Source organism: Pseudoxanthomonas sp. CCNWLW251 (assembly GCF_037402255.1).
GTDB lineage: Bacteria > Pseudomonadota > Gammaproteobacteria > Xanthomonadales > Xanthomonadaceae > Pseudoxanthomonas_A.
The window spans coordinates 1,092,555-1,116,803 of sequence record NZ_JBBEGA010000002.1 but is presented as its reverse complement, the minus strand read 5'-3'; the positions used below and the strand labels follow the sequence as shown (position 1 = coordinate 1,116,803).

The 24,249-nt window shown below is 68.2% G+C and carries 26 protein-coding genes; 9 read left to right on the top strand and 17 right to left on the bottom strand.

Annotation, left to right across the window (positions count from 1 at the left end):
* Positions 1 to 2 precede the first annotated feature (2 nt).
* Together WBN46_RS12370 and WBN46_RS12365 are read right to left on the bottom strand one after the other, a co-directional pair.
* Positions 3 to 1,901: an EAL domain-containing protein gene (locus tag WBN46_RS12370; RefSeq protein WP_337731769.1), complete on the bottom strand. Its 1,899-nt coding sequence runs from the start codon at positions 1,899 to 1,901 to the stop codon at positions 3 to 5.
* A gap of 82 nt (positions 1,902 to 1,983) precedes the next feature.
* Positions 1,984 to 2,604 (bottom strand): DUF4126 domain-containing protein, encoded by a 621-nt coding sequence (locus tag WBN46_RS12365; protein WP_142126192.1) that lies wholly within the window; start codon positions 2,602 to 2,604, stop codon positions 1,984 to 1,986.
* 98 nt (positions 2,605 to 2,702) lie between these two features.
* Here WBN46_RS12365 and WBN46_RS12360 point away from each other — a divergent pair, with 98 nt between their 5' ends.
* The 6 genes from WBN46_RS12360 to ampE are packed head-to-tail and all read left to right on the top strand — an operon-like array spanning position 2,703 to position 6,973.
* Positions 2,703 to 3,437, top strand: coding sequence for a DUF6776 family protein (locus WBN46_RS12360; RefSeq protein WP_337731768.1), 735 nt, complete (start codon positions 2,703 to 2,705; stop codon positions 3,435 to 3,437).
* A 1-nt stretch (position 3,438) separates the two neighbouring features.
* Positions 3,439 to 3,870 carry a polymer-forming cytoskeletal protein gene (locus tag WBN46_RS12355; protein WP_192202291.1) on the top strand — a complete coding sequence of 144 codons (432 nt, stop codon included), beginning with the start codon at positions 3,439 to 3,441 and terminating at the stop codon, positions 3,868 to 3,870.
* A gap of 47 nt (positions 3,871 to 3,917) precedes the next feature.
* A complete protein-coding gene (locus tag WBN46_RS12350; RefSeq protein WP_337731767.1) occupies positions 3,918 to 4,646 on the top strand; it encodes a DUF6776 family protein in 729 nt (242 codons plus the stop codon).
* A gap of 37 nt (positions 4,647 to 4,683) precedes the next feature.
* On the top strand, positions 4,684 to 5,070 hold the full coding sequence (erpA, locus tag WBN46_RS12345) for an iron-sulfur cluster insertion protein ErpA (RefSeq protein ID WP_337731766.1): 387 nt from the start codon (positions 4,684 to 4,686) through the stop codon (positions 5,068 to 5,070).
* Positions 5,071 to 5,090: 20 nt separating this feature from the next.
* Positions 5,091 to 6,041 carry an NAD(+) diphosphatase gene (gene nudC, locus WBN46_RS12340; protein ID WP_337731765.1) on the top strand — a complete coding sequence of 317 codons (951 nt, stop codon included), beginning with the start codon at positions 5,091 to 5,093 and terminating at the stop codon, positions 6,039 to 6,041.
* A gap of 38 nt (positions 6,042 to 6,079) precedes the next feature.
* On the top strand, positions 6,080 to 6,973 hold the full coding sequence (gene ampE / locus WBN46_RS12335; protein ID WP_337731764.1) for a regulatory signaling modulator protein AmpE: 894 nt from the start codon (positions 6,080 to 6,082) through the stop codon (positions 6,971 to 6,973).
* Between the two features lie 61 nt (positions 6,974 to 7,034).
* Here ampE and WBN46_RS12330 read toward each other — a convergent pair whose 3' ends face one another.
* The 4 genes from WBN46_RS12330 to WBN46_RS12315 all read right to left on the bottom strand — a co-directional run bounded on the left by WBN46_RS12330 (position 7,035) and on the right by WBN46_RS12315 (position 10,118).
* Entirely contained in the window at positions 7,035 to 7,445 is a 411-nt protein-coding gene (locus WBN46_RS12330; protein WP_337731925.1) for a DUF2752 domain-containing protein, read from the bottom strand.
* Positions 7,445 to 7,780: a CD225/dispanin family protein gene (locus WBN46_RS12325; RefSeq protein WP_337731763.1), complete on the bottom strand. Its 336-nt coding sequence runs from the start codon at positions 7,778 to 7,780 to the stop codon at positions 7,445 to 7,447. The genes WBN46_RS12330 and WBN46_RS12325 overlap by 1 nt, the downstream gene beginning before the upstream one ends.
* Positions 7,781 to 7,823: 43 nt before the next feature.
* A complete protein-coding gene (locus WBN46_RS12320; RefSeq protein ID WP_192202286.1) occupies positions 7,824 to 8,111 on the bottom strand; it encodes a CD225/dispanin family protein in 288 nt (95 codons plus the stop codon).
* Positions 8,112 to 8,222: 111 nt separating this feature from the next.
* Positions 8,223 to 10,118, bottom strand: coding sequence for an MFS transporter (locus WBN46_RS12315; RefSeq protein WP_337731762.1), 1,896 nt, complete (start codon positions 10,116 to 10,118; stop codon positions 8,223 to 8,225).
* A 142-nt stretch (positions 10,119 to 10,260) separates the two neighbouring features.
* Between WBN46_RS12315 and WBN46_RS12310 the strand changes: the two genes are divergently transcribed.
* On the top strand, positions 10,261 to 11,367 hold the full coding sequence (locus WBN46_RS12310; protein WP_337731761.1) for an NADH:flavin oxidoreductase/NADH oxidase: 1,107 nt from the start codon (positions 10,261 to 10,263) through the stop codon (positions 11,365 to 11,367).
* A 7-nt stretch (positions 11,368 to 11,374) separates the two neighbouring features.
* On the opposite strand, the gene purD is transcribed toward WBN46_RS12310, so the two are convergent.
* The 6 genes from purD to prmA all read right to left on the bottom strand — a co-directional run bounded on the left by purD (position 11,375) and on the right by prmA (position 17,201).
* Positions 11,375 to 12,667 (bottom strand): phosphoribosylamine--glycine ligase, encoded by a 1,293-nt coding sequence (gene purD / locus WBN46_RS12305; protein ID WP_337731760.1) that lies wholly within the window; start codon positions 12,665 to 12,667, stop codon positions 11,375 to 11,377.
* A 10-nt stretch (positions 12,668 to 12,677) separates the two neighbouring features.
* Entirely contained in the window at positions 12,678 to 13,112 is a 435-nt protein-coding gene (locus WBN46_RS12300) for a hypothetical protein (RefSeq protein WP_337731759.1), read from the bottom strand.
* Between the two features lie 91 nt (positions 13,113 to 13,203).
* Positions 13,204 to 14,790, bottom strand: coding sequence for a bifunctional phosphoribosylaminoimidazolecarboxamide formyltransferase/IMP cyclohydrolase (gene purH / locus WBN46_RS12295; protein ID WP_337731758.1), 1,587 nt, complete (start codon positions 14,788 to 14,790; stop codon positions 13,204 to 13,206).
* A 76-nt stretch (positions 14,791 to 14,866) separates the two neighbouring features.
* On the bottom strand, positions 14,867 to 15,139 hold the full coding sequence (fis, locus tag WBN46_RS12290; RefSeq protein ID WP_337731757.1) for a DNA-binding transcriptional regulator Fis: 273 nt from the start codon (positions 15,137 to 15,139) through the stop codon (positions 14,867 to 14,869).
* A 120-nt stretch (positions 15,140 to 15,259) separates the two neighbouring features.
* Entirely contained in the window at positions 15,260 to 16,222 is a 963-nt protein-coding gene (locus tag WBN46_RS12285) for a DUF3426 domain-containing protein (protein WP_337731756.1), read from the bottom strand.
* Between the two features lie 64 nt (positions 16,223 to 16,286).
* On the bottom strand, positions 16,287 to 17,201 hold the full coding sequence (prmA, locus tag WBN46_RS12280) for a 50S ribosomal protein L11 methyltransferase (RefSeq protein WP_337731755.1): 915 nt from the start codon (positions 17,199 to 17,201) through the stop codon (positions 16,287 to 16,289).
* 150 nt (positions 17,202 to 17,351) lie between these two features.
* Here prmA and WBN46_RS12275 point away from each other — a divergent pair, with 150 nt between their 5' ends.
* Both WBN46_RS12275 and WBN46_RS12270 read left to right on the top strand, forming a co-directional pair.
* Positions 17,352 to 18,287, top strand: coding sequence for a hypothetical protein (locus WBN46_RS12275; protein WP_337731754.1), 936 nt, complete (start codon positions 17,352 to 17,354; stop codon positions 18,285 to 18,287).
* Positions 18,284 to 18,646: a hypothetical protein gene (locus WBN46_RS12270; RefSeq protein WP_337731753.1), complete on the top strand. Its 363-nt coding sequence runs from the start codon at positions 18,284 to 18,286 to the stop codon at positions 18,644 to 18,646. Before WBN46_RS12275 ends, WBN46_RS12270 begins: the two co-directional genes overlap by 4 nt.
* Before the next feature lie 172 nt (positions 18,647 to 18,818).
* Here the strand turns inward: WBN46_RS12270 and accC are convergent, their stop codons facing one another.
* The 5 genes from accC to WBN46_RS12245 all read right to left on the bottom strand — a co-directional run bounded on the left by accC (position 18,819) and on the right by WBN46_RS12245 (position 24,248).
* Complete coding sequence (accC, locus tag WBN46_RS12265; RefSeq protein ID WP_337731752.1) at positions 18,819 to 20,186, bottom strand: acetyl-CoA carboxylase biotin carboxylase subunit; 1,368 nt, start codon at positions 20,184 to 20,186, stop codon at positions 18,819 to 18,821.
* A 10-nt stretch (positions 20,187 to 20,196) separates the two neighbouring features.
* Positions 20,197 to 20,673 carry an acetyl-CoA carboxylase biotin carboxyl carrier protein gene (accB, locus tag WBN46_RS12260; protein WP_277727522.1) on the bottom strand — a complete coding sequence of 159 codons (477 nt, stop codon included), beginning with the start codon at positions 20,671 to 20,673 and terminating at the stop codon, positions 20,197 to 20,199.
* Between the two features lie 47 nt (positions 20,674 to 20,720).
* Positions 20,721 to 21,161, bottom strand: coding sequence for a type II 3-dehydroquinate dehydratase (aroQ, locus tag WBN46_RS12255; RefSeq protein ID WP_337731751.1), 441 nt, complete (start codon positions 21,159 to 21,161; stop codon positions 20,721 to 20,723).
* Between the two features lie 211 nt (positions 21,162 to 21,372).
* Positions 21,373 to 21,966, bottom strand: a complete 594-nt coding sequence (locus WBN46_RS12250) for a TlpA disulfide reductase family protein (RefSeq protein WP_337731750.1) — start codon at positions 21,964 to 21,966, stop codon at positions 21,373 to 21,375.
* The gene (locus tag WBN46_RS12245; protein ID WP_337731749.1) at positions 21,963 to 24,248 is read right to left on the bottom strand and encodes a protein-disulfide reductase DsbD; all 2,286 of its coding nucleotides are present in this window, start codon (positions 24,246 to 24,248) and stop codon (positions 21,963 to 21,965) included. The genes WBN46_RS12250 and WBN46_RS12245 overlap by 4 nt, the downstream gene beginning before the upstream one ends.
* Between the last annotated feature and the right edge of the window lies 1 nt (position 24,249).

Below are 24,249 nucleotides of genomic sequence, written 5' to 3'. Positions count from 1 at the left end.
CGTTACAGCACCGCGTTGTGGAAGTCGAAACCGAGCTCGCTGCCGACTGCCTGCACCAGGTTGCCCTGGATGAAGTCGACACCGCCCATCCACATGGCCGCTGCGGCCTGGGGATCTTCGATCTGCTGTCCGATCACCTGCAGGCCCTGGCGGTGGGCGTTGTCGATGATCCCGCGCAACTGGTCGCGCAGGACCGGATCGGCGTGGGCGCTGGCGTACTTGCTGGAAACACGTACGAAACCGAGCGGCAGCTGCGTCAGCAGGGCGTCGGCTTCCACTCCGGGCTCGAACTGGCTGAGGCAGAACTGCACGCCGGCCGGCATCAGCTGCTGGCAGAACTGCCGCAGGGTGACGGTGTGGATCAGGGCGTCGGACAGGCGCAGGTCGATGACCAGCGACGTGCCCTCGATGCCGCGCGCGCGCAGTGCATCCAGCAGCCATGGGGCATGCGATTCGCGCGCCAGCGAGCGCGGCGACTGCGAGACGAACAGGCGCAGCGACGGTCCCATGGCCTGTCGCTCGGCCAGCACGAACAGTGCGTGCTCCAGCACCCAGTGATCGATCTGCGCGATGCCTCCGGCGAGTTCGGCCGCCGGGATCACCTGTGACGCGGGCAGCAGCGAGCCATCGGGCTGGCGCATGCGCAGCAGCACCTGGTATTGCGCCTGGTCGTTGCCAGCCACCGCCACGATCGGCTGGTAGGCCAGTTCGAACTGGCCATCCTCCAGCGAGATGCGCGGGGCGTCGTCGTCGACCTGGGCCGGTATGTACTCGGCCAGGCTGTCGGACTTCAGGCGGGCCTGCAGCACGGCACGCTCGATGGCCTCCAGCGCGCTGCCGGCGTCGGCGAAGCCGAGGGACAGCGCGGTGTAGCCGATCGAGCCGCGAAGCTTGAGCACTTCGCTGGGGCGGGTTTCAAAGTCATGCCCGGCCAGTCCGTCGCGCAACTGCTGCGCCAGGGCGGCCAAGGTCGCCTCGTCGACGCTGTCGGCCAGCATCAGGAAGCTGTTGTCGTTCAATCGGGCCACCGGGTGCGGCGACGCAGCGGCAGCCAGCTGGCGCCCGGCCTGGCTCATCAGGTGCTCGAACACCGCATAGCCATAGCGTTCACGCAGGCTCAGCGCGCTGTTGACCTCGACGAAGAACAGCCCGCCACGCCCCTGCCGCTGTAGCGACTCGCCTAGCTGCTGCAGCACGAAGGTACGGGTGGGCAGGCCGGTATCGGTGTTGAGCGAGGGCCGCGGCGCCTGCTGGGCCTGGCTGCGCTGGCGCGCGCGCTGGATGCGGTTGGACACCGCCGCGATCAGGTGGCGCGGACGGATCGGCTTGTTGAGGAAGTCGTCGGCGCCGCTCTCCAGGACTTCGAACTGGCGTTCCGGGTCCGGGTCGCCGGTCAGGAACACGATCGGCAGGTGCAGGTACTCGGGCTGTTGCCGCAGCAGCATGGTCAGCGACATGCCGTCCCTGCCGGGCATGTGCAGGTCCATCAGCACCAGGTCGGGACGGAAGCGGCGCATGGCATCGAGCAGGCCATCGGACTGCATCTGCACGTCGGCCTGCATGCCGGCGCCATGCAGCACGCTCTGGGCGAACAGGGCCTGCCCGCGGTCGTCTTCGACGATCAGCACGCGATAGGGCGATTCCGGATCGACGGGTTCACGGGGTCCAGCCGGCGTCGCGGCAGCCGGTGCCGGCGGGGGTGCGGACCTCGCAGGGGGCTCGGTAGGCGTGGGGGGCTGGCTGGTCATCTCGACGGGCTCTCCGGCGCCGGGTTCGGCCGCGTCTTCGGGGGCGGCATCGTCCACCCAGCGGCGCCAATGGTGCGCCGGCGGGGTTTCTGCGCGCAGGCGCGAGCGTGAAGGCTCATCCTGCGGGCGGGATGTGGAATCGATGGCGGACATCAGGCTTCCCCAAGCTGAGCCCCATTATGCGATGAAGTTCACGGGTGAGGCAGACCCATGATCCCCGATGCGCCGACGCCTGTCACGGGCCGGAGGTCGGGGGCGACACGGGAGCTGAAGGCGCTGTCTGCAGCAAGCGTTTCAGTCCGCGCGACACGCTGCGCCAGACCCACCAGACCGCCAGCGCGATGAGCAGCGACACTCCGATCACAAGGAACAACGCAATCCAGGGGTGCGCAAAGGCCATCGCAAGGCCGCCCACGACCACGGCGTCTTCCGCCACCGAGGCGGTCCAGTTGCTGACCGGCTCGGGCGAGGTGTTCATCAGTGCGCGCGAGCCGCTCTTCAGCAGATGGCTGGTGAGCGCCACGCCGGCACCCGCCGCCAGCGCGCCGCCACTGAGCTGGCCGTCCGGCGACAGGGTAGCGGCTGCGAGGAACGCACCTGCCGGCACGCGGGCCAGGGTCTGCAGCAGGTCCCAGCCAGAGTCCACGCCCGGGATCTTGTCGGCGAAGAACTCGGTCAACGCGAGCGCCCCGGACGTCCCCAGCACCCACCAGGACTCGGTCACCTGCAAGGCGGGCGGCAGATCCAGCCAGCCCAGCGCCCCGGCGAGGCCCAACCCGAAGACGGTGAGATAGACGCGGATCCCGGCCATCCATGCCAACAGGATCCCAATTACGAAAAGATGCGCTTCGGACATGCCGGCCACTCCCGTTAGACTCGTGGGCTCACGCCACTGCGGCGAGTATAGGGGTCCCGTCTGGCTGCCGGCTGAGTGCCGCATGCCGCTTGTCCGTCATGTCTGCACCTGCTCCATCCCGCTTCAGGATCGTGCCGCGTGACGCGGCTGTGCGTCGTCGTGGAGCCTCCTTGCTGTTCGGTCTGGCGTGGGCAGGCAGCCTGGCGGCCATGTGGTTCGCCGCCAGCTACACCGCCGCGCCGCGATTGGCGAAGGCCGATGCCGATCGTATACAGGCGGAACGTGAGCTGGCCGTGGTGCGCGGCGAACTGCGCAACCTGCGCCAGCGCGAGTCCACGCTCTCCCGCTCCGATCAGATCAGCCGCGCGGCCAATGCCGAGGTGCAGGATGCGCTGGCCGAGCGCGACGAAGAGATCGCTGCGCTGCGTGCCGATGTGGCGTTCTATGAGCGTCTGGTCGGTTCGACCAGCCAGCGCAAGGGCCTGAGCGTGCACGTGGCCGAGTTCGCACCGGAGGCCGGCGGCACCTGGCGTTACCAGATCATGCTGACGCAGACGCTCAACCGCGGCGCGATCAGCCAGGGCCAGATGCGCTTCACCGTGGAGGGTGTGCGCGAAGGCAAGCTGGCCGCGGTGCAGTGGGACGAACTGCACCAGCAGCGCAGCGCGCCGGGCCAGACCTATTCATTCCGTTATTTCCAGCAGTTGGATGGCAACGTGATGCTGCCGCCCGGGTTCACGCCACAGCGCGTCAAAGTGACGCTGAATGGCGGAGACGCGGCGGTGGAGCAGGCCTTCGACTGGAAGACCGCCACAGCCGCAGGAGGCAAGTGAGATGTTCAAGACCAAGCCCATCCGTCCCGACGTGGGCGCCATCGACACGCTCATCGGGCCACAGGTCACCATCCGTGGCGACGTGGTGTTCAGTGGCGGCCTGTACGTGGAAGGCCATATCCAGGGCAAGGTCATCGCCGAAGCCGGCGAGCGCGCCGTCCTGACGCTGGCCGAGCAGGGCAGCATCGAAGGCGAAGTGCAGGTGCCCGTGGTGGTCATCAACGGCCGCATGACCGGCGACGTGCATGCCTTCGACCGGATCGAGCTGGCCGCCAAGGCGCGCGTGCAGGGCAACCTGCATTACAAGGTCGTCGAGATGAGCGCGGGCGCGCAGTTGACCGGGCGCCTGGTGCATGCGGATGCCGTGCCTGCGGGATCGCCGTCGCATGACGGTGCTGCCTTGCCGGAAGCGTGGGCCACCGCCGACGCCTGACCGGGGCATTCAGAGCCCGCTGGGATCGGCCGCGCTATCCTGCGGCCATGAGTCCCCAGCCCGTACCGCCCAGTGTCCCGCCCCCCAGGCTGGTGGGCTGGCCCGTGTTGATTGCCGTGTTGGCGGTGGCGCTTTCGTTTGGCGGCTGGGGTCTCTGGCAGGTGTTCGCGCGCCATGTGGGCGAGGCCCCCACGGCCGCCCAGTCGCGCGAGCAGCAGCAGCGCATCGAGATCCTGGAGCAGCGCAGCGCCACGCTGGCGCGCTCGGACCAGATCAGCCGCGACGCCAACCGCGACCTGCAGGCCACGCTGTCCGAACGCGACGAGGAAATCGCCGGCCTGCGCGCCGACGTGGCCTTCTACGAGCGTTTCGTCGGTGCCACTGCGCAGCGCCGTGGCCTGTCGGTGCACGAGCTCACCCTGCAGCCGCAGGACGAGCAGGCGTGGCACTTCACCGCCACGCTCACGCAGAACCTCAATCGCGGCGCCGTCAACGCCGGCCGCCTGCTGGTATCGGTGGAGGGCACCGAGGCGGGCAAGCTGCGCCGCCTGGGGTGGGCCGATCTGCGGCAGCAGCCCAATGCGCCCGGCGTGCCGTATTCGTTCAAGTACTTCCAGCAGGTCGAAGGCGACCTGCTGCTGCCGCCGGGTTTCAAGCCTGTCCGCGTGATCGCCCGCGTGGTGCCGCAAAGTGGCGCAGCCGTCGAGCAATCGTTCCCGTGGGCGCAGGCGGCGGCCAAGGAAGGCGCGGGCGAAGGCAGCACCGGCACACGTTGAGCTTGAACTGCCTCCCGCCAGCCCCCATCCTTTCGCCATGACCACTGTCGTTTCCCTGCCGACCGCAGCCGCCGCTCCGGACTACCAGTCCATCGACCGGCCGCTGAACTTCACGCCTGCCGCGGCGGCCAAGGTGCGCGAGCTGGTGCAGGAGGAAGGCAACGAAGCCCTGGCCTTGCGCGTCTACATCCAGGGCGGCGGCTGTTCCGGCTTCCAGTACGGGTTCGAGTTCGACGAGAACCGTGCCGAAGACGACGTGGCCGTGGATACCGATGGCGTGTCGTTGCTGGTCGACCCGCTGAGCCTGCAGTACCTGATGGGCGCGGAAGTGGACTACAGCGAAAGCCTGCAGGGTGCGCAGTTCGTCATCCGCAACCCCAACGCCAAGACCACCTGCGGCTGCGGCAGCAGTTTCAGCATGTGAATGCCGGCCTGCCGCGTTCCGTGACAGGTCCCGTCTCCTCCACCGTGCCGCTCACCGGTTTCGCCTTCGCGGGCGATACGCTGGATCGCGCCGACGCGCTGCGCGACGACACCGACGCGTTGACCGCCTTGTGGCCGGCCGCCCGCGTGATGCTGCTGGACGACGACGGGCGCGCGATGGTGGAAGCCGACGGTGCGCTGCTGGCACCGGAAGGCGCGTCGCTCGGCGGTGGGCCGGGCGCGAGCCTGTTCCTGGGGCTGAAGGATGGCGTGGCATGGTTCGCGGCGCATGCCCGGCACCATGCGGTGCAGGCGCCATCGTGGCTGGACCTGCGGCGCGCGGCCGCGGCATGGCCTGCCTTCACGTCCGGCGTGTTCGCCATGGCGCGAGCGCTCCTGCACTGGCAATCGTCCACGCGCTTCTGCAGCGCCTGCGGCGGCGCCATCACGTTCCGCCGCGCGGGTTACATCGCCCATTGCACGCAGTGCGGCAAGGATCATTATCCGCGCGTGGACCCTGCCGTCATCGTTGCGGCCAGCGATGGCGAGCGCCTGCTGCTGGGGCGGCAGGCATCGTGGCCACCACGCCGCTACTCGGTCATCGCGGGCTTCGTGGAACCCGGCGAGACGCTGGAGCAGACCGTTGCGCGCGAAGTGCTCGAAGAAACGCAGGTGCGGGTGCGCGATTGCCGCTACCTCGGCGCGCAGCCGTGGCCGTTCCCGGGCGCGTTGATGCTGGGATTCTGCGCCGATGCCGAGCCGGATCCGCCCCAGGTGGACGGCGAACTCGAGGACGCGCGCTGGTTCACGTTCGACGAGATCGATGCCGCACTCGCGCGTGGAGACGACAACACGGGCGATGGGCTGCTGCTGTCGCCGTCCATCTCCATCGCGCGCTCGCTGATAGAACACTGGCATGCCGGCATGCGCGCGACGCGCGACTCGAAGATCCCCGACAAGACCGGGCATTAACAGACAGCCGCGCTAGAATCCCGGCTCGGAGGAATTGCATGTCGATCACGCTCGTCGCCGTCGTGCTTGCGCTGGTGCTGGGGCATGTCGCACCCGCGCTGGTCGCATCGTTTCGCCAGTACGCATGGTATGGCGCATGGTTGCGCTGGCTGGGCGAGCGCTCCGGCGGCGCGGGCGTCTGGCAGGCGCGCTACGGCATCGCGTTGGCCATGGTGCCGGTGTTGCTGGTGGTCGCGCTGCTGCAATGGATGCTCGATGGTCCCCTGTACGGGTTGCCCGGCCTGCTGTTCGATATCGCGGTGCTGGTCTACGCCTGGGGGCCGCGCGACCTGGACGTGGATGTCGAGGCCGTCATCGACGCGCATGATGCGCCTGCCCGTCGCACCGCGATCGCCCGGCTCGGACTGACCGGTGAAGCTGCGGCGCTGGATGGGCCGGCGTTGGTGGAAGCGGTGTTCGTCAACGCACTGCAACGCTGGTTCGGCGTGCTGTTCTGGTTCCTGCTGCTGGGTCCGGTCGGCGCGGTGCTCTATCGCCTGTCGGTACTGGCGACGCAGGACGAATGGGCCTCGACCTTGCCCGAAGAGAATCGCCTTGGCGCGCGTGCGGTGAAGACCGCACTGGACTGGCCTGTCGCCCAGTTGATGACGTTGGCGATGGCGCTGGTCGGCAACTTCGATACGGTGTTCACCGCCTGGCGCGAAGCCGGCGGCACGCGCTTCCGGCTGGACACCGGATTCCTTGGCCACGCCGCACGCGCCAGCGTGCGCTGCGAACTGGCCGAGGAGGCGGAGGAATACGCCGAGGAGGGCATGGTCCAGGCCATGCGCGAACTGCCCGAATTGCGCGACGCGATGAGCCTGGTCTGGCGCATCCTGTTGCTGTGGCTGGCACTGCTTGCCGTGTTCGTGATCGGTGGCTGGGTCAGCTGACGGTCCGTGTTTCGCATGCCGCGGCGCGTGCCCCGGCATCCGCTGGCGAGGTGAACCGATATCAGCCCGGCGCCAGCAAGGTGAAGGGGAACCAGGGCAAGTTCCTTGCCACCCAGTACACCGGCAACAGTACGAGCCAGAACATCGGTGCGAGCAGGACGCGCATCAAGGGCTCGAGCGCACGGGGGCGCCAACCCTGGCCGTGGGCGACCATCATCGGGATCGCCGGCAACATCAGGATGGCAAGTGGATTCATGGCGAATGCGCGCAGGATGTCGCCGTGGACCAGCGCATGCAGCGCGCGGGTCAGGCCGCAGCCGATGCAGAAGTAGCCGGTCAGTGCGCGGAACATGCAGCCAGGGAAAGGACTGTCGGCCGCATTCGGATCGAAGTTCAGCAGGAGCCAGACGCCGACGGCGGCCGCAAGGGCCGCCGCCGTCAGTGCCAGATAGTGCAGGGGACGCAGTGCGATCACTGCGCTTGCTGCATCTGCTCCAGCATCATCATGTACTGCTCCATGCCGCCGGTGGCGAACATGGCGATGTTGATCAGCAGACCGATGATGGCGAACGCGGTGGCGACCCAGCACCAGGTCTTGGCGTTGGCGGACGCACGATGCGCGCCCTCCAGGTCGCCCTGGTTGAGCTTGCTGTTGACCTGGGTCGAGAACACGATGGCGACGATGCCGATCAGGCCCAGCGGACAGCACAGGCAGGTGGCCAGCACCGTGGACACGATGGCCCATGCGAGATGGTTGGGAACGTTGCCCGGCGTGGCGGTCGGGGGCATGGGAGGTACGGCGCTCATGCAGGCTTTCCTTGTACAGGGATGAAGGGTCGTGCGAGTCGGCTCACATGCCGCTCAGGCCGCCCAATAGTGCCAGACCGCCGAACAAAAAGAACCACAGCGCGACCAGGATCGGACCGATCAGCGCGGAGGCGATGGCCCAGTTCAACGCCTTGCGCGATGCGTCCTGCGCACCTGCCAGATCGCCGGCGGCGCGCTTGCCGTCCACCTGCGCGGCGAACACGATGGAGACGATGCCCAACGGCAGGCAGCAGAACAGCGTGCTGAGGATGGCCCATACCAGGTGATTGGGTACGTAAGGGCCTTGCGTGGAGGGCGGAATGGCGCTCATGACGGTTCTCTTGCGGGCGAGGGACAGGAAGGGGCCGCCGCCGCGAGGGCGGGCATGGATGACGAAAATCCCCGCCGCTAGCCTAGCGGGGATGGCGACGACGCGAAACCGTCACGCCGCATCACCGCGCAGCGCACGTACCCGGGCTTCCAGGACCTCGGCGGTCACGGCGGTGCCATCCAGCGGTTCGCTGGCCACCACGTCCACATGCGCGCGGAAACGGCGGGGCACGCGCATGCGCCCCATCCGGGTATCGCGGTGGCTCCACATGCTGGTCCACATTCCCTTCAGCGCCATGGGCACGACGGGCACCGGGCGGCGCTCGAGTATCTTCTCCACGCCGGACTTGAACGCAGCGATCCCGCCATCCTTCGTCAACGCGCCTTCGGGGAAGATGCCGACGATCTCGCCCGCCGCCAGGGCCGCGTCGATTTCCTCGAATGCGCGCCGCATCAGTTCCGGGTTCTCCCGCGCGCCGGCGATCGGGATGGCCTTGGCCGTGCGGAAGATCCAGCTCATCACCGGGATGTTGAAGATCCGGTAGTACATGACGAAGCGCACCGGACGCGGGATCGTCGCGGCCAGGATCAGCGCGTCCATGTAGCTGACGTGATTGCACACGATCAATGCCGGGCCCTCGTCCGGCACGTGCTTCTCGATGCCGTGCAGGCGCAGCCGGTACAGGCCGCGCACCAGCAGCCAGCTGAGGAAGCGCATCAGGAACTCGGGCACGATGGTGAAGATCCAGATCGCCACCAGTGCGTTGGCGATGGCCAGCGCGAGGAAGAGCTGCGGGCCGCTCCAGCCCAGCGCATGCAGGCCCAGGCCGACCAGCGCGGCCAGTACGATGAAGCCCGAGTTCTGGATGTTGAGCGCGGCGAACACCCGTGCCATCCGCGAATTGTCCGTGCGGCTCTGGATCAGTGCGAACAGCGGCACCACGAAGATGCCTGCGAACATGCCGATGCCGACCAGGTCGATCATGATCCGCACGCTGCCGGCCTGGCGGACGAACTCGGCCACCCCCAGCCCGGTGACGGGCGCGGCGCCCGGCCTGGCGAAGTAGAGATCGAGCAGGAACGCCGTCATGCCGAACGCGCCCACCGGTACCAGGCCGATCTCGACAGTGCGCCCCGACAGCTTCTCGCACAGAAGCGAACCCACGCCCGTGCCGACCGAGAACAGCGCCAGTGCGAACACGTACAGCGTCGACGAACCGTCGGCCGCGCCGAGGTGCAGCTTCGCGTAGGCAGGCAGCTGCGAAGTCAGCAGCGTGCCGAAGAACCAGAACCACGACACGCCGAGGATGGCGTTGCGCACGGCGAGTTGCTGCTTGGCCATGCGCAGCACGGCGAGCGATTCCGGGATCGGGTTCCAGCGGATGACCAGGTCGGGCGCACCCGCGTCCATGCGCGGGATCAGGCGTGACACGGCGTTGCCCAGCACCGCCAGCAACACGATGGCGACGGCGGCCGCCTGTGGGCCGTAAACCCCGGCCACCTGGAAGATCATGCCGCCGGCGATCATGCCGCACAGGATCGAGATCGAGGTGCCCATCTCGACCAGGCCATTGCCGCCGGTCAGTTCCTCCGGCTTCAGGATCGAAGGCAGCACCGAATACTTCACCGGCCCGAACAGGGTCGACTGCACGCCGGTGCAGAACAGCGCGACCAGCAGGACCGGCATGTTCTGCAGCAGGAAACCGACCGCCGCCAGCGACATGATGGCGATTTCCATCGTCGTGGTGATGACGATCAGCCTGTGCTTCTCCAGCTTCTCGGCGAACTGGCCCGCGATGGCGGAGAACAGGAAGTAGGGGAGGATGAAGATCGCCGGCGCCAGCGTGGCGTACAGCGAAAGTTCGCCATCGCTGGCGCCCAGGAAGAACAGCAGCGCGATGATCGCCTGACGGTAGACATTGTCGTTGAAGGCGCCCAGCGCCTGGACGGTGAAGTACGGCAGGAACCGTCGTTGTTTCAGCAGCGAGAACTGGCTGTGGCTGGACATGCGCCCTCCGTGGGTTGCGCGCAGCCTAGCAAATCACGATGGCTCCGCGAGCCGGTGCGCCCGACAGTGTTCCGCCCGTGGCATTGATGGGCCACAGGGGCAGGGGGATAGTGGCGCCCCCACGTCGTCGACACCTTCCCTCATGAGCCGTCTGTTCTCACCCCTGGATCTGGGGCCATTGCGCCTGCCCAACCGCATCGTGATCGCGCCGATGTGCCAGTACTCCGCCGAAGCGGGGCGCGCCACCGAGTGGCATGCCTTCCATTGGCCGAACCTCGCCCAGTCCGGTGCCGGGCTCGCGATCGTCGAAGCGACGGCAGTCGAGCCGCGAGGACGCATCAGCGGGGCCGATCTCGGCTTGTGGGATGACGCTACCGAAGCGGCATTCGCCACGGCGCTCGCCGCCACGCGTCGATATTCCTCCATGGCGATCGGTGTGCAGCTCGCCCATGCCGGACGCAAGGCGTCGACGCACCGCCCGTGGGAGCACCACGGTGCCGCCATCGCGCCCGGTGCCGAACACGGATGGCAGACCGTATCGGCATCGGCCACGCCCTATGCCGAAGGACATCCTTCGCCGGTTGCGCTGGACCAGGCGGGCATCGATGCGGTCGTCGCCGCGTTCGCCGACAGCGCGCGGCGTGCGGTGCGGCTGGGTCTGGACCTGATCGAGATCCATGCGGCGCACGGCTACCTGTTGCACCAGTTCCTGTCGCCGCTCAGTAACCATCGCGAAGATACGTATGGCGGCTCGCTGGAAAACCGCATGCGGCTGGTGCTGCAGGTGTTCGATGCGATCAAGGCGGCCGTACCCGCGTCGATGGCGGTCGGCATCCGCATTTCCGCCACCGATTGGGTCGAGGGTGGCTGGGATCCTGCCCAGAGCATCGCCCTGGCGCAGGCGCTCGACGCACGGGGTTGTCACTTCATCCATGTCTCCAGCGGCGGCCTGCATCCCGCGCAGAAGATCGCCCTGGAGCCGGGCTACCAGGTGCCGTTCGCCGCCGCCATCAAGCAGCATGTCGCGATGCCGGTGATCGCGGTAGGCCTGATCACCGAGCCGCGACATGCCGAAGACATCCTGCAGCAGGATCGGGCCGATGCCATCGGGCTCGCACGCGGCATCCTCTACGACCCGCGCTGGCCATGGCATGCGGCCGTGGTGCTGGACGCGAAGATCGCGGTCGCGCCGCAGTACCTGCGCAGCGCGCCGCGCGAGCACGCGGCGAACTTCGTGCAGGCGCGATAGCCGCCGATCAGGTGTCCGCGCGTTCGCGCGCGATCGCGCGCCAGCCGATGTCGGCGCGGTGGAACTCGTTGGTCCAGCGAATCCGGTCCACGCCGGCATACGCATTGCGCTGCGCATCCGATACCGAATCGCCCAGCGCCGCCACGCACAGGACGCGGCCTCCGGCGCTGACCACGTGGCCTTCCGCGTCAAGCGCGGTGCCGGCATGGAACACCTTGGCGGTCGCAGGCACGTCGTCCAGCCCGGCGATCACGTCGCCGGTGACCGGTGTTTCGGGATAAGGCGCCGCGGCCATCACGACGCCCAGCGACGGGCGCGGATCCCAGCGCGCTTCTGTGACATCGAGGCGTCCGTCGATGGCCGCTTCGACCAGGTCCACCAGATCGGATTGCAGGCGCAGCATCACCGGTTGCGTCTCGGGGTCGCCGAAGCGCACGTTGAACTCGATCACCTTCGGGGCGCCGCTGTCATCGATCATCAGCCCGGCATACAGGAAACCGGTGAACGGCACGCCGTCGGCGATCATGCCCTGCACCGTGGGATTGACCACCTCGCGCATCACGCGCGCATGCACTTCGGGCGTGACCACCGGGGCGGGCGAATACGCCCCCATGCCGCCGGTGTTGGGGCCCGTGTCGCCGTCGCCGACCCGCTTGTGGTCCTGGCTGGTCGCCATCGGCAGCGCGGTGGTGCCATCGACCATCGAGATGAAGCTGGCTTCCTCGCCTTCCAGGAATTCCTCGATCACCACGCGTGCACCGGCATCACCGAACGCATTGCCCGACAGCATGTCGCGCACCGCGGCTTCGGCTTCGGCCAGCGTCATCGCCACGATCACGCCCTTGCCGGCGGCCAGGCCGTCGGCCTTCACGACGATCGGCGCGCCTTTCTCGCGGAGATAGGCGAGCGCGGCGTCCACATCGGTATGCACGGCGTAGAACGCGGTCGGGATGCCGTGGCGCGCCAGGAAATCCTTGGCGAATGCCTTGCTGCCCTCCAGCTGCGCCGCAGCGGCGGTGGGACCGAAAACACGCAATCCCGCCAGACGGAAGCGGTCCACCACGCCGGCCACGAGCGGCACTTCGGGACCGACCACGGTCAGGCCCACGCCTGCCTCCTGTGCCAAGGCCAGCAGACCGTCGATGTCGGTGACCTTGACCGCGACGTTGCGGCACTTCGCCTCCGTCGCGGTGCCGGCGTTGCCGGGCGCCACGATCACCTCGTCCACCCGCGGCGACTGCGCCAGCTTCCACGCGAGGGCGTGCTCGCGACCGCCGGAACCGATGACCAGGACTTTCAAGGGGTATTCCTCATGGCTGGACCGGCGCGTCGGCCGGCGGAGTCAGGCACGCGCGTGCCGGAAGTTCGACGTCGAAGAAAACGGCGCCGTGACGGTCGACGAAGCGCCGCACCAGGATGGCGTCGGTGTCGATCAGTGGCGTGATCGCGGGCTGCGCGCACAGCTCGCGCAGCGCGTACTGCTCGCTTTCCTTCAGCGTCTCGAAGCCCGGGGCTTTGCGTGTCTTGGCGGCGTTGCCCTCGGGGCTGCGTATCAGCAGCACCAGCCGGTCACCCTCGATGGCGACCGACTCGGTCACCAGATCCTCGAAGTGGGGAGCGGGCAACGTGGCAGCGACCTTCGCATGCGCCTCGTGCAGGCGGGCCTGCGTGTCCGTACAGCCGGTGAATGCGAGGACCACGAACGCCGGGACGAGCATGGCGGAAAGCGTGCGAAGGATCTTCATGGCCGTGGTGGTGCTCCCGTGCTGGACAACGAGCGGAGAAAGCTGCCGCGCAGATGACGACCGCCGTTGGCGGCATCATCGGGCACGACGGTCAGTGCCGGAAGTGGCGCACACCGGTGAACACCATGGCGATGCCGTGCTCGTCGGCGGCGGCAATGACGTCGCCATCGCGCATGGAACCGCCCGGCTGGATCACCGCCTTGATGCCGGCGGCTGCGGCGGCGTCGATGCCGTCGCGGAACGGAAAGAACGCATCACTCGCCATCACCGACCCTTCGACCACGAGGTTCGCATCCGCAGCCTTGATGCCGGCGATGCGCGCCGAATACACGCGGCTCATCTGCCCGGCGCCGACGCCGATGGTGCGATGGTCCTTCGCATAGACGATAGCGTTGGATTTGACGAACTTGGCCACCTTCCACGCGAACAGCAGGTCGGTGAACTGCGCGTCGGTCGGCGCGAGCTTGGTCACCACCTTCAGTTCGTCGCGCGTCACGACGCGGTCGTCGGCGGTCTGCAGCAGCAGGCCGGAACCGACGCGCTTGGTATCGATGAAGCCGGTCGACGCTGGCGCCAGCGGAATGCGCAGCACGCGCACGTTGGCCTTCTTCGCCGCGTAGTCGAGCGCGGCCGGCTCGTAGTCCGGCGCGATCAGCACCTCGACGAACTGGCGGTCCAGGATGACCTTCGCCGTCGCGGCATCCAGCGTGCGGTTGAAGGCGATGATGCCGCCGAATGCGCTGGTCGGATCGGTGGCGTAGGCCAGTTCATAGGCATCGCCGCAGGCCACGCCGACCGCCACGCCGCAGGGATTGGCGTGCTTGACGATCACGCAGGCCGGCGCATCGAACTGGCGCACGCATTCCCACGCCGCATCGCTGTCGGCGATGTTGTTGTAGCTCAGTTCCTTGCCCTGCAGCTGGGTGAAGGTCGCCAGCGAGCCGGGTGCCGGATGCAGGTCGCGGTAGAACGCGGCCTGCTGGTGCGGGTTCTCGCCGTAGCGCAGATCCATGACCTTGACGAAGCTGCCGTTGGCCTGCGCCGAGAACGCCGCGCGTACCGGCACGTCGCCCGAGGCGTCGGTGACGGCGGACAGGTAGTTGCTGATGGCGGCGTCGTACTGGGCCACGCGGTTGAACGCGGCCACCGACAGCGCGAAGCGCGTCTGCGCGGAAAGGGCGCTGTCATTCGCGTCGAGTTCGCGCACGATGCCGTCGTATTGCGACGGGTCCGTGGCCACCGCCACGCGCGCGAAGTTCTTCGCGGCCGAACGCAGCATCGCCGGGCCGCCGATGTCGATGTTCTCCACCGCGTCGGCGAGCGTGCAGTCCGCCTTCGCGGTGACCTGTTCGAACGGATAGAGATTGAGCACCAGCAGGTCGATGGCGCCGATGCCGTGCTCGGTCATCACGGCGTCGTCGGTACCCGCACGGCCTAGCAGGCCACCGTGGACCATCGGGTGCAGCGTCTTGACGCGGCCATCCATCATTTCCGGGAATCCGGTGACCTCGGCCACGTCGCGCACGGACAGGCCGGCGTCACGCAATGTCCTGGCAGTACCGCCGGTGGACAGCAGTTCGACATTGCGGGCGGCGAGCGCGCGGGCCAGGTCGAGCAGGCCGGTCTTGTCGGATACGGACAGCAGCGCCCGGCGCACGGGCTGTAAATCGAGGGTCATGGGGAGGGCAGTACGGAGCGGGGCGCGAATTATAACGCGCCGCACCATCGCGCCCGGCCCTCGGCCGGGCGGCCTGTCAGGCCAGCCCGTAGTCCTTGAGCTTCTTGCGCAGCGTGGCGCGATGGATGCCCAGCATGGCGGCAGCGCGGCTCTGGTTGCCTTCGCAATGGTTGAGCACTTCCACGAACAGCGGGATCTCCATCTCGCGCAGCACGATCTCGTACACGTCGTCCGCCTCGCAGCCATCCAGGTCACGCAGGTAGCGGCGGACGGACACGGCGACATGCTCGCGCAGCGGCGGGCGCGACGTGGCGCGTGGCGTGTCCTGACGGGCGGAGGCAGCGTTCAATCGGATCCCCTGGTGCAACGGATGCGGATGCCCGCCATGTGCTTGTGGGTATTCGGCGGGGGGACGAGTCTAGCGCCTGATCGCGGCGCGCGCATCCGCTTTTTGATGAATCCGGCGCGCTTAACGGAAGTCGAAGGAGAACGCGACGACGTTCGCACTCGGCTCGCGCACAAGCACGGCCATCTGGGCGCTCTGTCCGGGGCCGATCGATGAGGACACCGCGTCCTGTGGCAGGTAGTCGCGTGGTGCCAGCGCACGCGCGCCCAGGGTGCGGCCATCGGCATCCTTCAGCGTCAGCAGGATCACCGGCCAACCCTGTTCCCAGCGTGCTTCGTTGCGGAACGTCGCTTGTGCCTGCAGTGTTCCCGCCTGGCCGGTGACCGGCCGCACATCGCGACTCAGCATGGTGAAGGCGCTGGGCTCGTGCCACATCGGTACGTCGCAGCGGAACGCGCCGCACAGCATCATCACCAGGGGGCGCCACCCCGCCTGTGTCGCCAGACGGGCGCGGTCGGCCAGTACGATCTGTACACACAGCAGTGTTGCAAGTGCGCCCACGGCAACCCATTGCCAGCGTGCGCGGGCTGCATGCACCGGCATGGTGCGCGTGCGTTGCAGGAACCGGGGATCCGTTGCCTTGCGCGTGGGCGTGGGCGTGGCGGTGATGACGGGCGCCGGCTCGATGGCGGAAGCCGCTGCGTCCTCGGGCATTGCATGGACCGGAATGACATCGACAGGCGTCGCGTCTTCCGGTGCTGCAGCGTCTGCCGCGTGCGCGGTGATGTCGGGGGTGTCATCGACGGGTATCGCCACGTCCGCCGCATCAGGCATGGCGTCTCGCGAAGCCGCCTCTTCCTCTGCCAGGAATGGTGCCGCGGGCGTGTCGTCCGGTGGCGCACCCGGCGATGCTTCCGCGCCGGCTGCTGCAGGATTCAGGAAGGTTGCGAGGCTGGGCGATGCAGCCACCGCCGCTTCGTCCGCCGTGGCCAATGGTCTGCCGCAGCGGGGACAGTCTGCGGGCACGGCATCGGTGTGCCGGTCGCGGGCGACAAGGAACTGGCAATGCGGACAGGCCGTGAACATGGCCCCTATTCAACCATGCACGCCCGCGCGCGTGTTGTGATCGCGGACGCGGCGGAGAGCGGTGTCAGCGACGGATGCCGTCGATACGCATCCAGTCGCCGTCCTGCGTGGCCACTAGGGCATCGAACCACGTCGCGTAGCGGGCCAGCAGTTCGTCTTCCTGTCCCTTGAGGATGCCCGACAGTGCGATGCGGCCACCGGGCGCGACGCGGGCGGCGAGGATGTCGGCCAGTGCGTCCAGCGCCGAGGCCAGGATGTTGGCCACCACCACCGGATAGGTCATCACCGGTTCGTCCTCGGGGAGGTAGGCATTGAATTTCGCATCCACCTGGTTGCGCTGCGCGTTGTCGGCGCTGGCCAGCAATGCCTGCGGATCGTTGTCCACGCCCACGGCCTGCGCGGCGCCGAGTTTCAAGGCGGCGAGCGCGAGGATGCCGGAACCACAACCGAAGTCGAGCACGCGCTGGCCCTCCAGCGCGCCGTCATCGGCGAGCCCGTCGAGCCAACGCAGGCACAGTGCCGTGGTGGGGTGCGTGCCGGATCCGAACGCCAGGCCCGGATCGAGTCGCACGATTGCGGCATCGTCGCCGGCTTCCGCGGGCACTTCGTGGTTCCAGGGCACGATGAAGGTACGGGCGCCGAAGCGCATGGGCTTGAACTGGTCCAGCCACGCGCGTTCCCAGTCCTCGTCCTCGACCTTGCGGAACCCCGCGTGGGTCCAGTCGAGTCCCGGATCGAACGACTCCAGTGCGGCGAGCAGCGCGAGCCCATCGATATCCGCATCGAACAGTGCGGTCAGCACCAGCGATTTCCACAAGGGAGTCTCGCCGACACCGGGCTCCAGGATGGCCCGTTCGTGCCCGGTATCGGCGTCCGCATCCAGCAGCGTGACCGAGAGCGCGCCGACGTCCTCCAGGGCGGTCTCGTAGCGCGGCTGCTCGGTTTCGGTGCAGCGCAGGGAGAGCTCCAGATAGGGCATGGCACAAGGGGGCGGGAAGCGGAGAAGGCGTGCATTGTCTCATGCGTTCAGGCGAAGGCCCGGCAAGGCGGGCGACGGAAGGCGTGGCGGGCGTGCTGAACGCGGCGTTTTCGCGTTGAACAGCTTGGGATGCACCGGGATAATGCGGGGGTGCCCCGGAAGCTGCTACTGCCGATGATGCTGGTGGGCCTGCTGGGGGCGCTGGCGTGGATGCCGCTGCGCCAGGCGGGGCTGGCGCCGTTCGCGATGCCGACGGACGATGCGGCTTCCGCCCCGGCCGGGACGACAGCGCTCCTGCCGTCCACCACACCCGCTGTCCTGCGCCCTGTCGCTGCGCATTCGACGCCCATGCTGTCGCCGCTGCGGCGCGCATTCGAGGACAGCACCGACCTGTTCGCCTATTCGCGCGAACTGCTCGCCCTGTCCGCAGCCGGCGATGCCGATGCCATGTGGCTGCTGAGCCTGGTACAGGACTACTGCGCGGGATTTGCCGCAGACCCGGCCGGTTATGCGCAGGACTCGCGCGTCATTGCAACGCTGGGATTGTCCAACGGCGGCGCGATGCTCTCCGCACGCCAGCGCGTGCAGCAGCGATGCGCCAGGTTCGTGCCGCAGGACGGACTGTCGTTGCCGACCATCCTCACCCAGCGCCAGCAGGCCGCGCGCGCGGGCAGCCTGGCGGCCGAGGCGGCACTGTTGGCGATGGAGCAGCCATTGCGCGACGACGATGACTATCGGCGCGAACTGGTCCAGCGCGTGCTCGATTCGGATGATCCGTTCGCCTTCTTCGCCATCGCCCCGGTCATGGGCACCAGTGCGAGTGGTCGGCGCGACACGCTGGGCGAGGTATCGGGCAGTGAACTCAGCGAGATCGCCTGGCGCATCGCGTCATGCGAGCTGGGCATGGATTGCAGTCCGGACGGCGCGATGATGACGAACTACTGCGTGAACGGCGGCATATGTTCGCAGGATGAATCACAGGATTTCACCACCTTCGCGCGCGATGCGGGCGTGCCGCGCCAGGGTGCCGGCAATGTTGACGAGATGGTGGGCACCTTGCTGTCCCACCCGGGAGCTGACGGATGAAGTACAAGCACACGCGACCGGGAGCCAATCTCCTGGTCTGGGGCCTGGTGGTGGTGGCGTATGCCGCCGCTGCCGCCACGATCGTCATCGAGACACGTGATCCCGAGTACCGGGATCTCACGCGCGTGGGCCACATGACGATCCATGCGCCGGACGATGCGCGCCGGCTTGGCGCCAGCCAGGTCGCCGCGCTCTACCGGGCGCGCAGCGGCACGCCGTTCTCGACGCTGGCGCCCGGCAGCACGATCCGGGTGGTATGGGCGGACGGCTCTTCGGAACTGGTGCGGATCACCGATCCATCCTCGCCACTCGGCGTGCGGACGGTGCCCGGCACGCAGCGGGTGCCTGCGGATCGTTGAGCGTCCCCGTGGATGGCTGCAGACGAGAGAAGGGCCGGGATGGCGACATCCCGGCCCTTCTCTTTCGTGTGCGTGCGCGCCATTCCGCGATGCTGGCCTGCAGCCGGCGACCCGCCGGCTTCCGCCACATGCAAGGCCCCGCGCGGACGCGCGGGGCTGATCCAGCCTCTGCTCAGACCAGCGAGATCGTCTTGTTCTTGCGTTCGGCCAGGCGCTTTTCCAGGTAGTGGATGTTCTGGCCGCCGGCCTGGAATCCCTGGTCGCGCATGATGCGCTGCTGCAGCGGGATGTTGGTCTTGATGCCGTCGATGACCATCTCGCTCAACGCCACGCGCATGCGGGCGATGGCGGTTTCGCGGTCAGGACCGTGCACGATGAGCTTGGCGATCATCGAATCGTAGTTCGGCGGCACGCGGTAGCCTTCGTAGATATGCGTATCCACGCGCACGCCGGGGCCACCCGGCGGATGGAAGTGCTGGATCAGGCCCGGGTGCGGCATGAAGGTGTCCGGGTCTTCCGCGTTGATGCGGCACTCGATGGCATGCCCGCGCAGCACGATGTCGGACTGCTTGATGGTCAGCTTCTGCCCGGCCGCGATGCGCAGCTGTTCGCAGACCAGGTCGATGCCGGTGATGCGTTCGGTCACCGGATGCTCCACCTGGATGCGAGTGTTCATCTCGATGAAGTAGAAGCGGCCGTCCTCGTACAGGAACTCGAACGTGCCGGCGCCCCGGTAGCCGATGCGCAGGCAGGCTTCCACGCAGACCTTGCCGATCTCCGCGCGCTGTTCGTCGGTGATGCCGGGAGCGGGCGCTTCCTCCACCACCTTCTGGTGGCGGCGCTGCATCGAGCAGTCGCGCTCGCCCAGGTGGATCGCATTGCCCTGGCCATCGGCCAGCACCTGGATCTCCACGTGACGCGGATTCTCCAGGAACTTCTCCATGTAGACCTCGCCGTTGCCGAACGCGGCCTTGGCTTCGGACTTGGTGGTCTCGATGGCGGCCTTCAGCGCGCCCTCCACATGCACCACGCGCATGCCGCGGCCGCCGCCGCCGCCCGCGGCCTTGATGATCACCGGATAGCCGATCTCGCGCGCGATCTTGGTGTTGGCCACGATGTCCTCGCCCAGCGGCCCACCGCTGCCGGGCACGCACGGCACGCCCGCCGCCTTCATCGCGCGGATCGCCTCCACCTTGTCGCCCATCATGCGGATGGTGTCGGCCTTGGGGCCGATGAAGATGAAGCCGGACTGCTCCACGCGCTCGGCGAAGTCGGCGTTCTCCGACAGGAAGCCGTAGCCCGGGTGGATGGCCTGCGCGTCGGTCACCTCGGCGGCGGCGATGATCGCCGGGATGTTGAGGTAGCTGTCCTTCGACGCAGCAGGGCCGATGCAGACGGATTCGTCCGCCATGGCCACGTGCTTGAGGTTGCGGTCGACGGTGGAATGCACGGCGACCGTGCGGATGCCCAGGGTGTGGCAGGCGCGCAGGATGCGCAGCGCGATCTCACCCCGGTTGGCGATGACGACTTTGTCCAGCATGGCGCGGACCTCAGCCGATCACGAACAGCGGCTGATCGAATTCGATCGGCTGGCCGCTTTCGGCCAGGATCGACAGCACGGTGCCGGAGACGTCGGCTTCGATGGGGTTGAACATCTTCATGGCTTCGATGATCGCCAGCGTCTCGCCGGCCTTCACCGACTGGCCGACGGCGACGAACGCGGGCTTGTCCGGCGACGGCGACGCATAGAAGGTGCCGACCATCGGCGCACGCACCACGTGGCCGTCCGGCAGGGCGTTGCCGGCCTTGGCCGTGCCGCCGGTGGAGGCTTCGGTGGGCGAGCTCATCGGCATCGGCGCGGCGGGGCGCGGTTCGGCGTAGGCGGCGGGGGCCGGTGCCGGCACGGCATAGCCGCCCTTGGGCGTGCGCGCCAGGCGCACGGATTCTTCGCCTTCCTTGATCTCGATTTCGGCCAGGTTCGACTCTTCCAGCAGGTCGATCAGTTTCTTGATTTTGCGGAGATCCATGGGAGCCTCGTGGTTGAACGTCGTTCCCCGCGGGGAACAGAGGAAAGTCAGGCGGGCAGCCGCAGCAGGGCGGCATCCAGCGCGTAGCGGTAGCTGTCCGCCCCGAAGCCGCAGACCACGCCGACCGCCTTGTCGCTGACGTAGCTGGTGTGGCGGAACGGCTCGCGGGTGTGCGGATTGGACAGGTGGACTTCGATGTAGGGCAGGGCCACGGCCGCCAGGGCATCGCGGATCGCGACCGAGGTGTGGGTGAAGGCGGCGGGGTTGATCAGGATGAAGGCGGTGCCGTCGGTGCGGGCCGCCTGGATGCGGTCGACCAGCGCGTGTTCCGCATTGGACTGGAACGTCGCGAGTTCATGCCCGGCGGTCTGCGCCTGTGCCGTCAGTGCCAGATCGATGTCGGCCAGCGTCGCGTGGCCATAGACCTCCGGCTCGCGGGTGCCGAGCAGGTTGAGGTTGGGGCCATGCAGGACCAGCAGCTTCGCCATCGACGCCTCCAGCGGAAGGGCGGCAGTCTGCTTGAAGCCGGCGATGCTGTCCAGTTCGCCGAAGTTTGCCTTGTTTTAAGCGATTGTTTGATTCTGGGGCGACCCATCTCGGATCAAGGACTTGCAAGGGGGAGCAAACCGCGACGGCGCGTGTGCCGAACGGTGGTCACGCCACGATGGCAGCAGGTTCGATGAACTTCCCGGCGGGAGCCTAGTCCACCCACCCGCTGATCTCGCCGTGCTGGAAGGGCCCGACCTTCTGCCGTTCGATCCTCCCGTCTGCGCCCACCAGCACGGTGTACGGCAGCACGCCCTTGGCGTTGCCCAGCCAGACGCTGGCGTCGGCCGGACCGGGCGTGTCCAGCACGATGGGATAGCCGACCGGCACGCGCGACAGGAAGTCCTGCACGCCCTCAGGCGTGTCCAGCGCCAGACCCACCACCTGGACGCCCCCGGTTCCCTGGGACGTGGCGAAGCGCTGCAACTCGGGCATCTCCTCGATGCAGGGCCCGCACCAGCTGGCCCAGACGTTGATCAGCAGGCGCTTGCCCCGATAGGTGGCCGCGAGATCGACGATCTTTCCATCCAGCCCCGGCAGCGCGAGCGCCGGCATGGGATCGCCGATGCCGGCAGGCGTGACGCCTTCCGGAGGCCTGGGGGCGGTCGCATTCACCGCGGCGTGCAGGGCGCGCTCGCCGGGTCCGGTCCGCCACAGCGGATTGCCGTTGAACCACAGGCTGGCCACCAGGCCCAGGCCACCGGCGAAGAGGGCGACGGCCAGGATGCGCGGCGTGGTGACCTTCATCGTGCCGCCCGTTCGAACGCCTGGCGCATCGTGTCGTGGGTCAGCACGGTGGGCAACACCTCGCCCTCGCCGCCATTGCGCGGATACATCACGTACAGCGGTACGCCGACGGCCGCGTGCTGCTCGAGGAACGCGGTGATCGCAGGGTCCACGTTGGTCCAGTCGCCGGTCATCATCACCGCGTCGTGCTCTGCCAGCAGGTCGCGGAACGCGGTGGTGTTCAGCACGGCTTTTTCGTTGGCCTTGCAGGTGACGCACCAGTCGGCGGTCATGTCGACGAACACGATGCGGCGCTCGGCACGCAACGTTGCCAGACGTTCCGCCGAATAGGCCACGTGGCCGTCGGCCGTCGGTGCCGCCGCAGCCTCCGCCGGCAGCCGGTGCACCATCGCCAGCGGCACCAGTGCGGCGACAGTGAGCATCAGCGCCGACACACGCTGCAGTGGCGCTGCGGCGAAGCGCACACGCTGGAACCACCACAGCCCCAGTGCCAGCAGCACCAGGCCGGCGAGCGCCAGGCCGACCGCGTCGATGCCGCGCTGATTTCCCAGTACCCACAGCAACCACACGGAGGTGAGGTACATCGGGAACGCCAGCACCTGCTTCAGTGTTTCCATCCAGGCGCCGGGCTTCGGAAGGCGATTGGCCAGCGCGGGCACGAAGCCGATCAGCAGGAACGGCAGCGCCAGCCCCAGTCCCAGCACCGCGAACACCAGCAGTGCCAGCGGTGTCGGCGCGGTGAAGGCGTACGCCAGCGCGACGCCCATGAACGGTGCGGTGCACGGGCTGGCGACCACCACCGCCAGCACGCCGGTGAAGAAATCGCCTGCCGCGCCACTGCGCGACGCCAGGCCGTGCCCGGCGCCCGCCAGCCGATGGCCGATGGCGAACACGCCCGACAGGCTCAGGCCGACGGCGAACATCACATAGGCCAGCAGTCCGACCACCCACGGCTGCTGCAACTGGAATCCCCAGCCCAGCGCCTGGCCAGCCGCGCGCAAGGCTATCGCCAGCGCACCGACCGCCACGAAACTGACCAGCACGCCGGCGGTGTACCAGAGCGCGCTGCGGCGCGCCTGTCCGCCGCTGCGTCCGCTGTCGGCCAGTGACAGCGCTTTCAGCGACAGGATGGGCAGCACGCAGGGCATCAGGTTGAGGATCAATCCGCCGAACAGGGCCAGCGCCAGCGCCGCGAGCAGGGATGTGGCGCCGCGCTGGTTGCGCGCCAGAACCTCTTGGGGGGGACGGGTGCGTTCCACGTCGGCTGCGGTCGTTGCGGGCGTGGCCGGCGCGCTGGCGGTCGCATCGTCCGGTATCGCCGTTGCCGGCAGCGGTGCGACGGCGGCGGGTGCGGGCACGTCGGGTGTGCTGGCCGGCGTGGCCGCGCCGGCCGGGATCGACAGCGTCACCCGTCGCGTCATCGGCGGGTAGCAGATGCCGTCGGTCTGGCAGCCCTGGAAGGTCACGCGCAGCGTGGCCGGCACGGCCTTGGGGTGCTCCCTTCGCAGCGGCACCGGCACTTCGGCCTGCTCGAAGTAGACCGTGACATCGCCGAAGTGCTCATCGCGGTGGGCCTTGCCGGCCGGCCAGCGCGGTGCCTGCAGCGACACGCCAGCGGCGCCTTCCAGCGCCATCGAGGTACGGTCGCGGTAGACGTAATAGCCGCGTGCCGGCGTGAAGCGCAACAGCAGCTCGTTGCCATTGAAGGCGATCGCTTCGAAGCCGAATGCTTGTTCGGCCGGCAGCGGCAGGGTATCCATGCCCGCCTGCGGTCTCTGCCCCAGCAGTCCACCCGTCAGCGCACCCGCACCGAGCGGTACGAACGCCTCGCCCGCAGCGGCCGGCAGCGCGACCTTCACTGTGCGTGTCTGCGGCGGGTAGCAGATGCCGGCGTCGGCGCAGCCCTGATACTTGATCTTCAAGGTAACGCTGTCGGCCTCGGGCGCAGGCTGGCCGGGCAGGGCGGCGATCAGTTCGCCACGATACGTCTCGACGTCGCCGAAGAATTCGTCGCGATACGCCTTCCCCTTGGGCAGCTGCAACGGCTGCGCCGCGAAGCCGGCGCCCGCCTCCACGCTGGTACGGTGACGATAGAGGTAGTAGCCGTCGGTGATCTTCCAGCGGATCTCGATACGGTCCCGCGCCGGTGCAGTGGCCGTCAGCACGAAGGCCTCGTCCACCGGCAGCAGGTCGTCCTGGGTGATCGCCGCGGATGCAGCGGGTGCCACCACGGCGAGCAGGGATACGGCCAGGAAGGCGAACAGCGTGCGGATCAGCGTCATC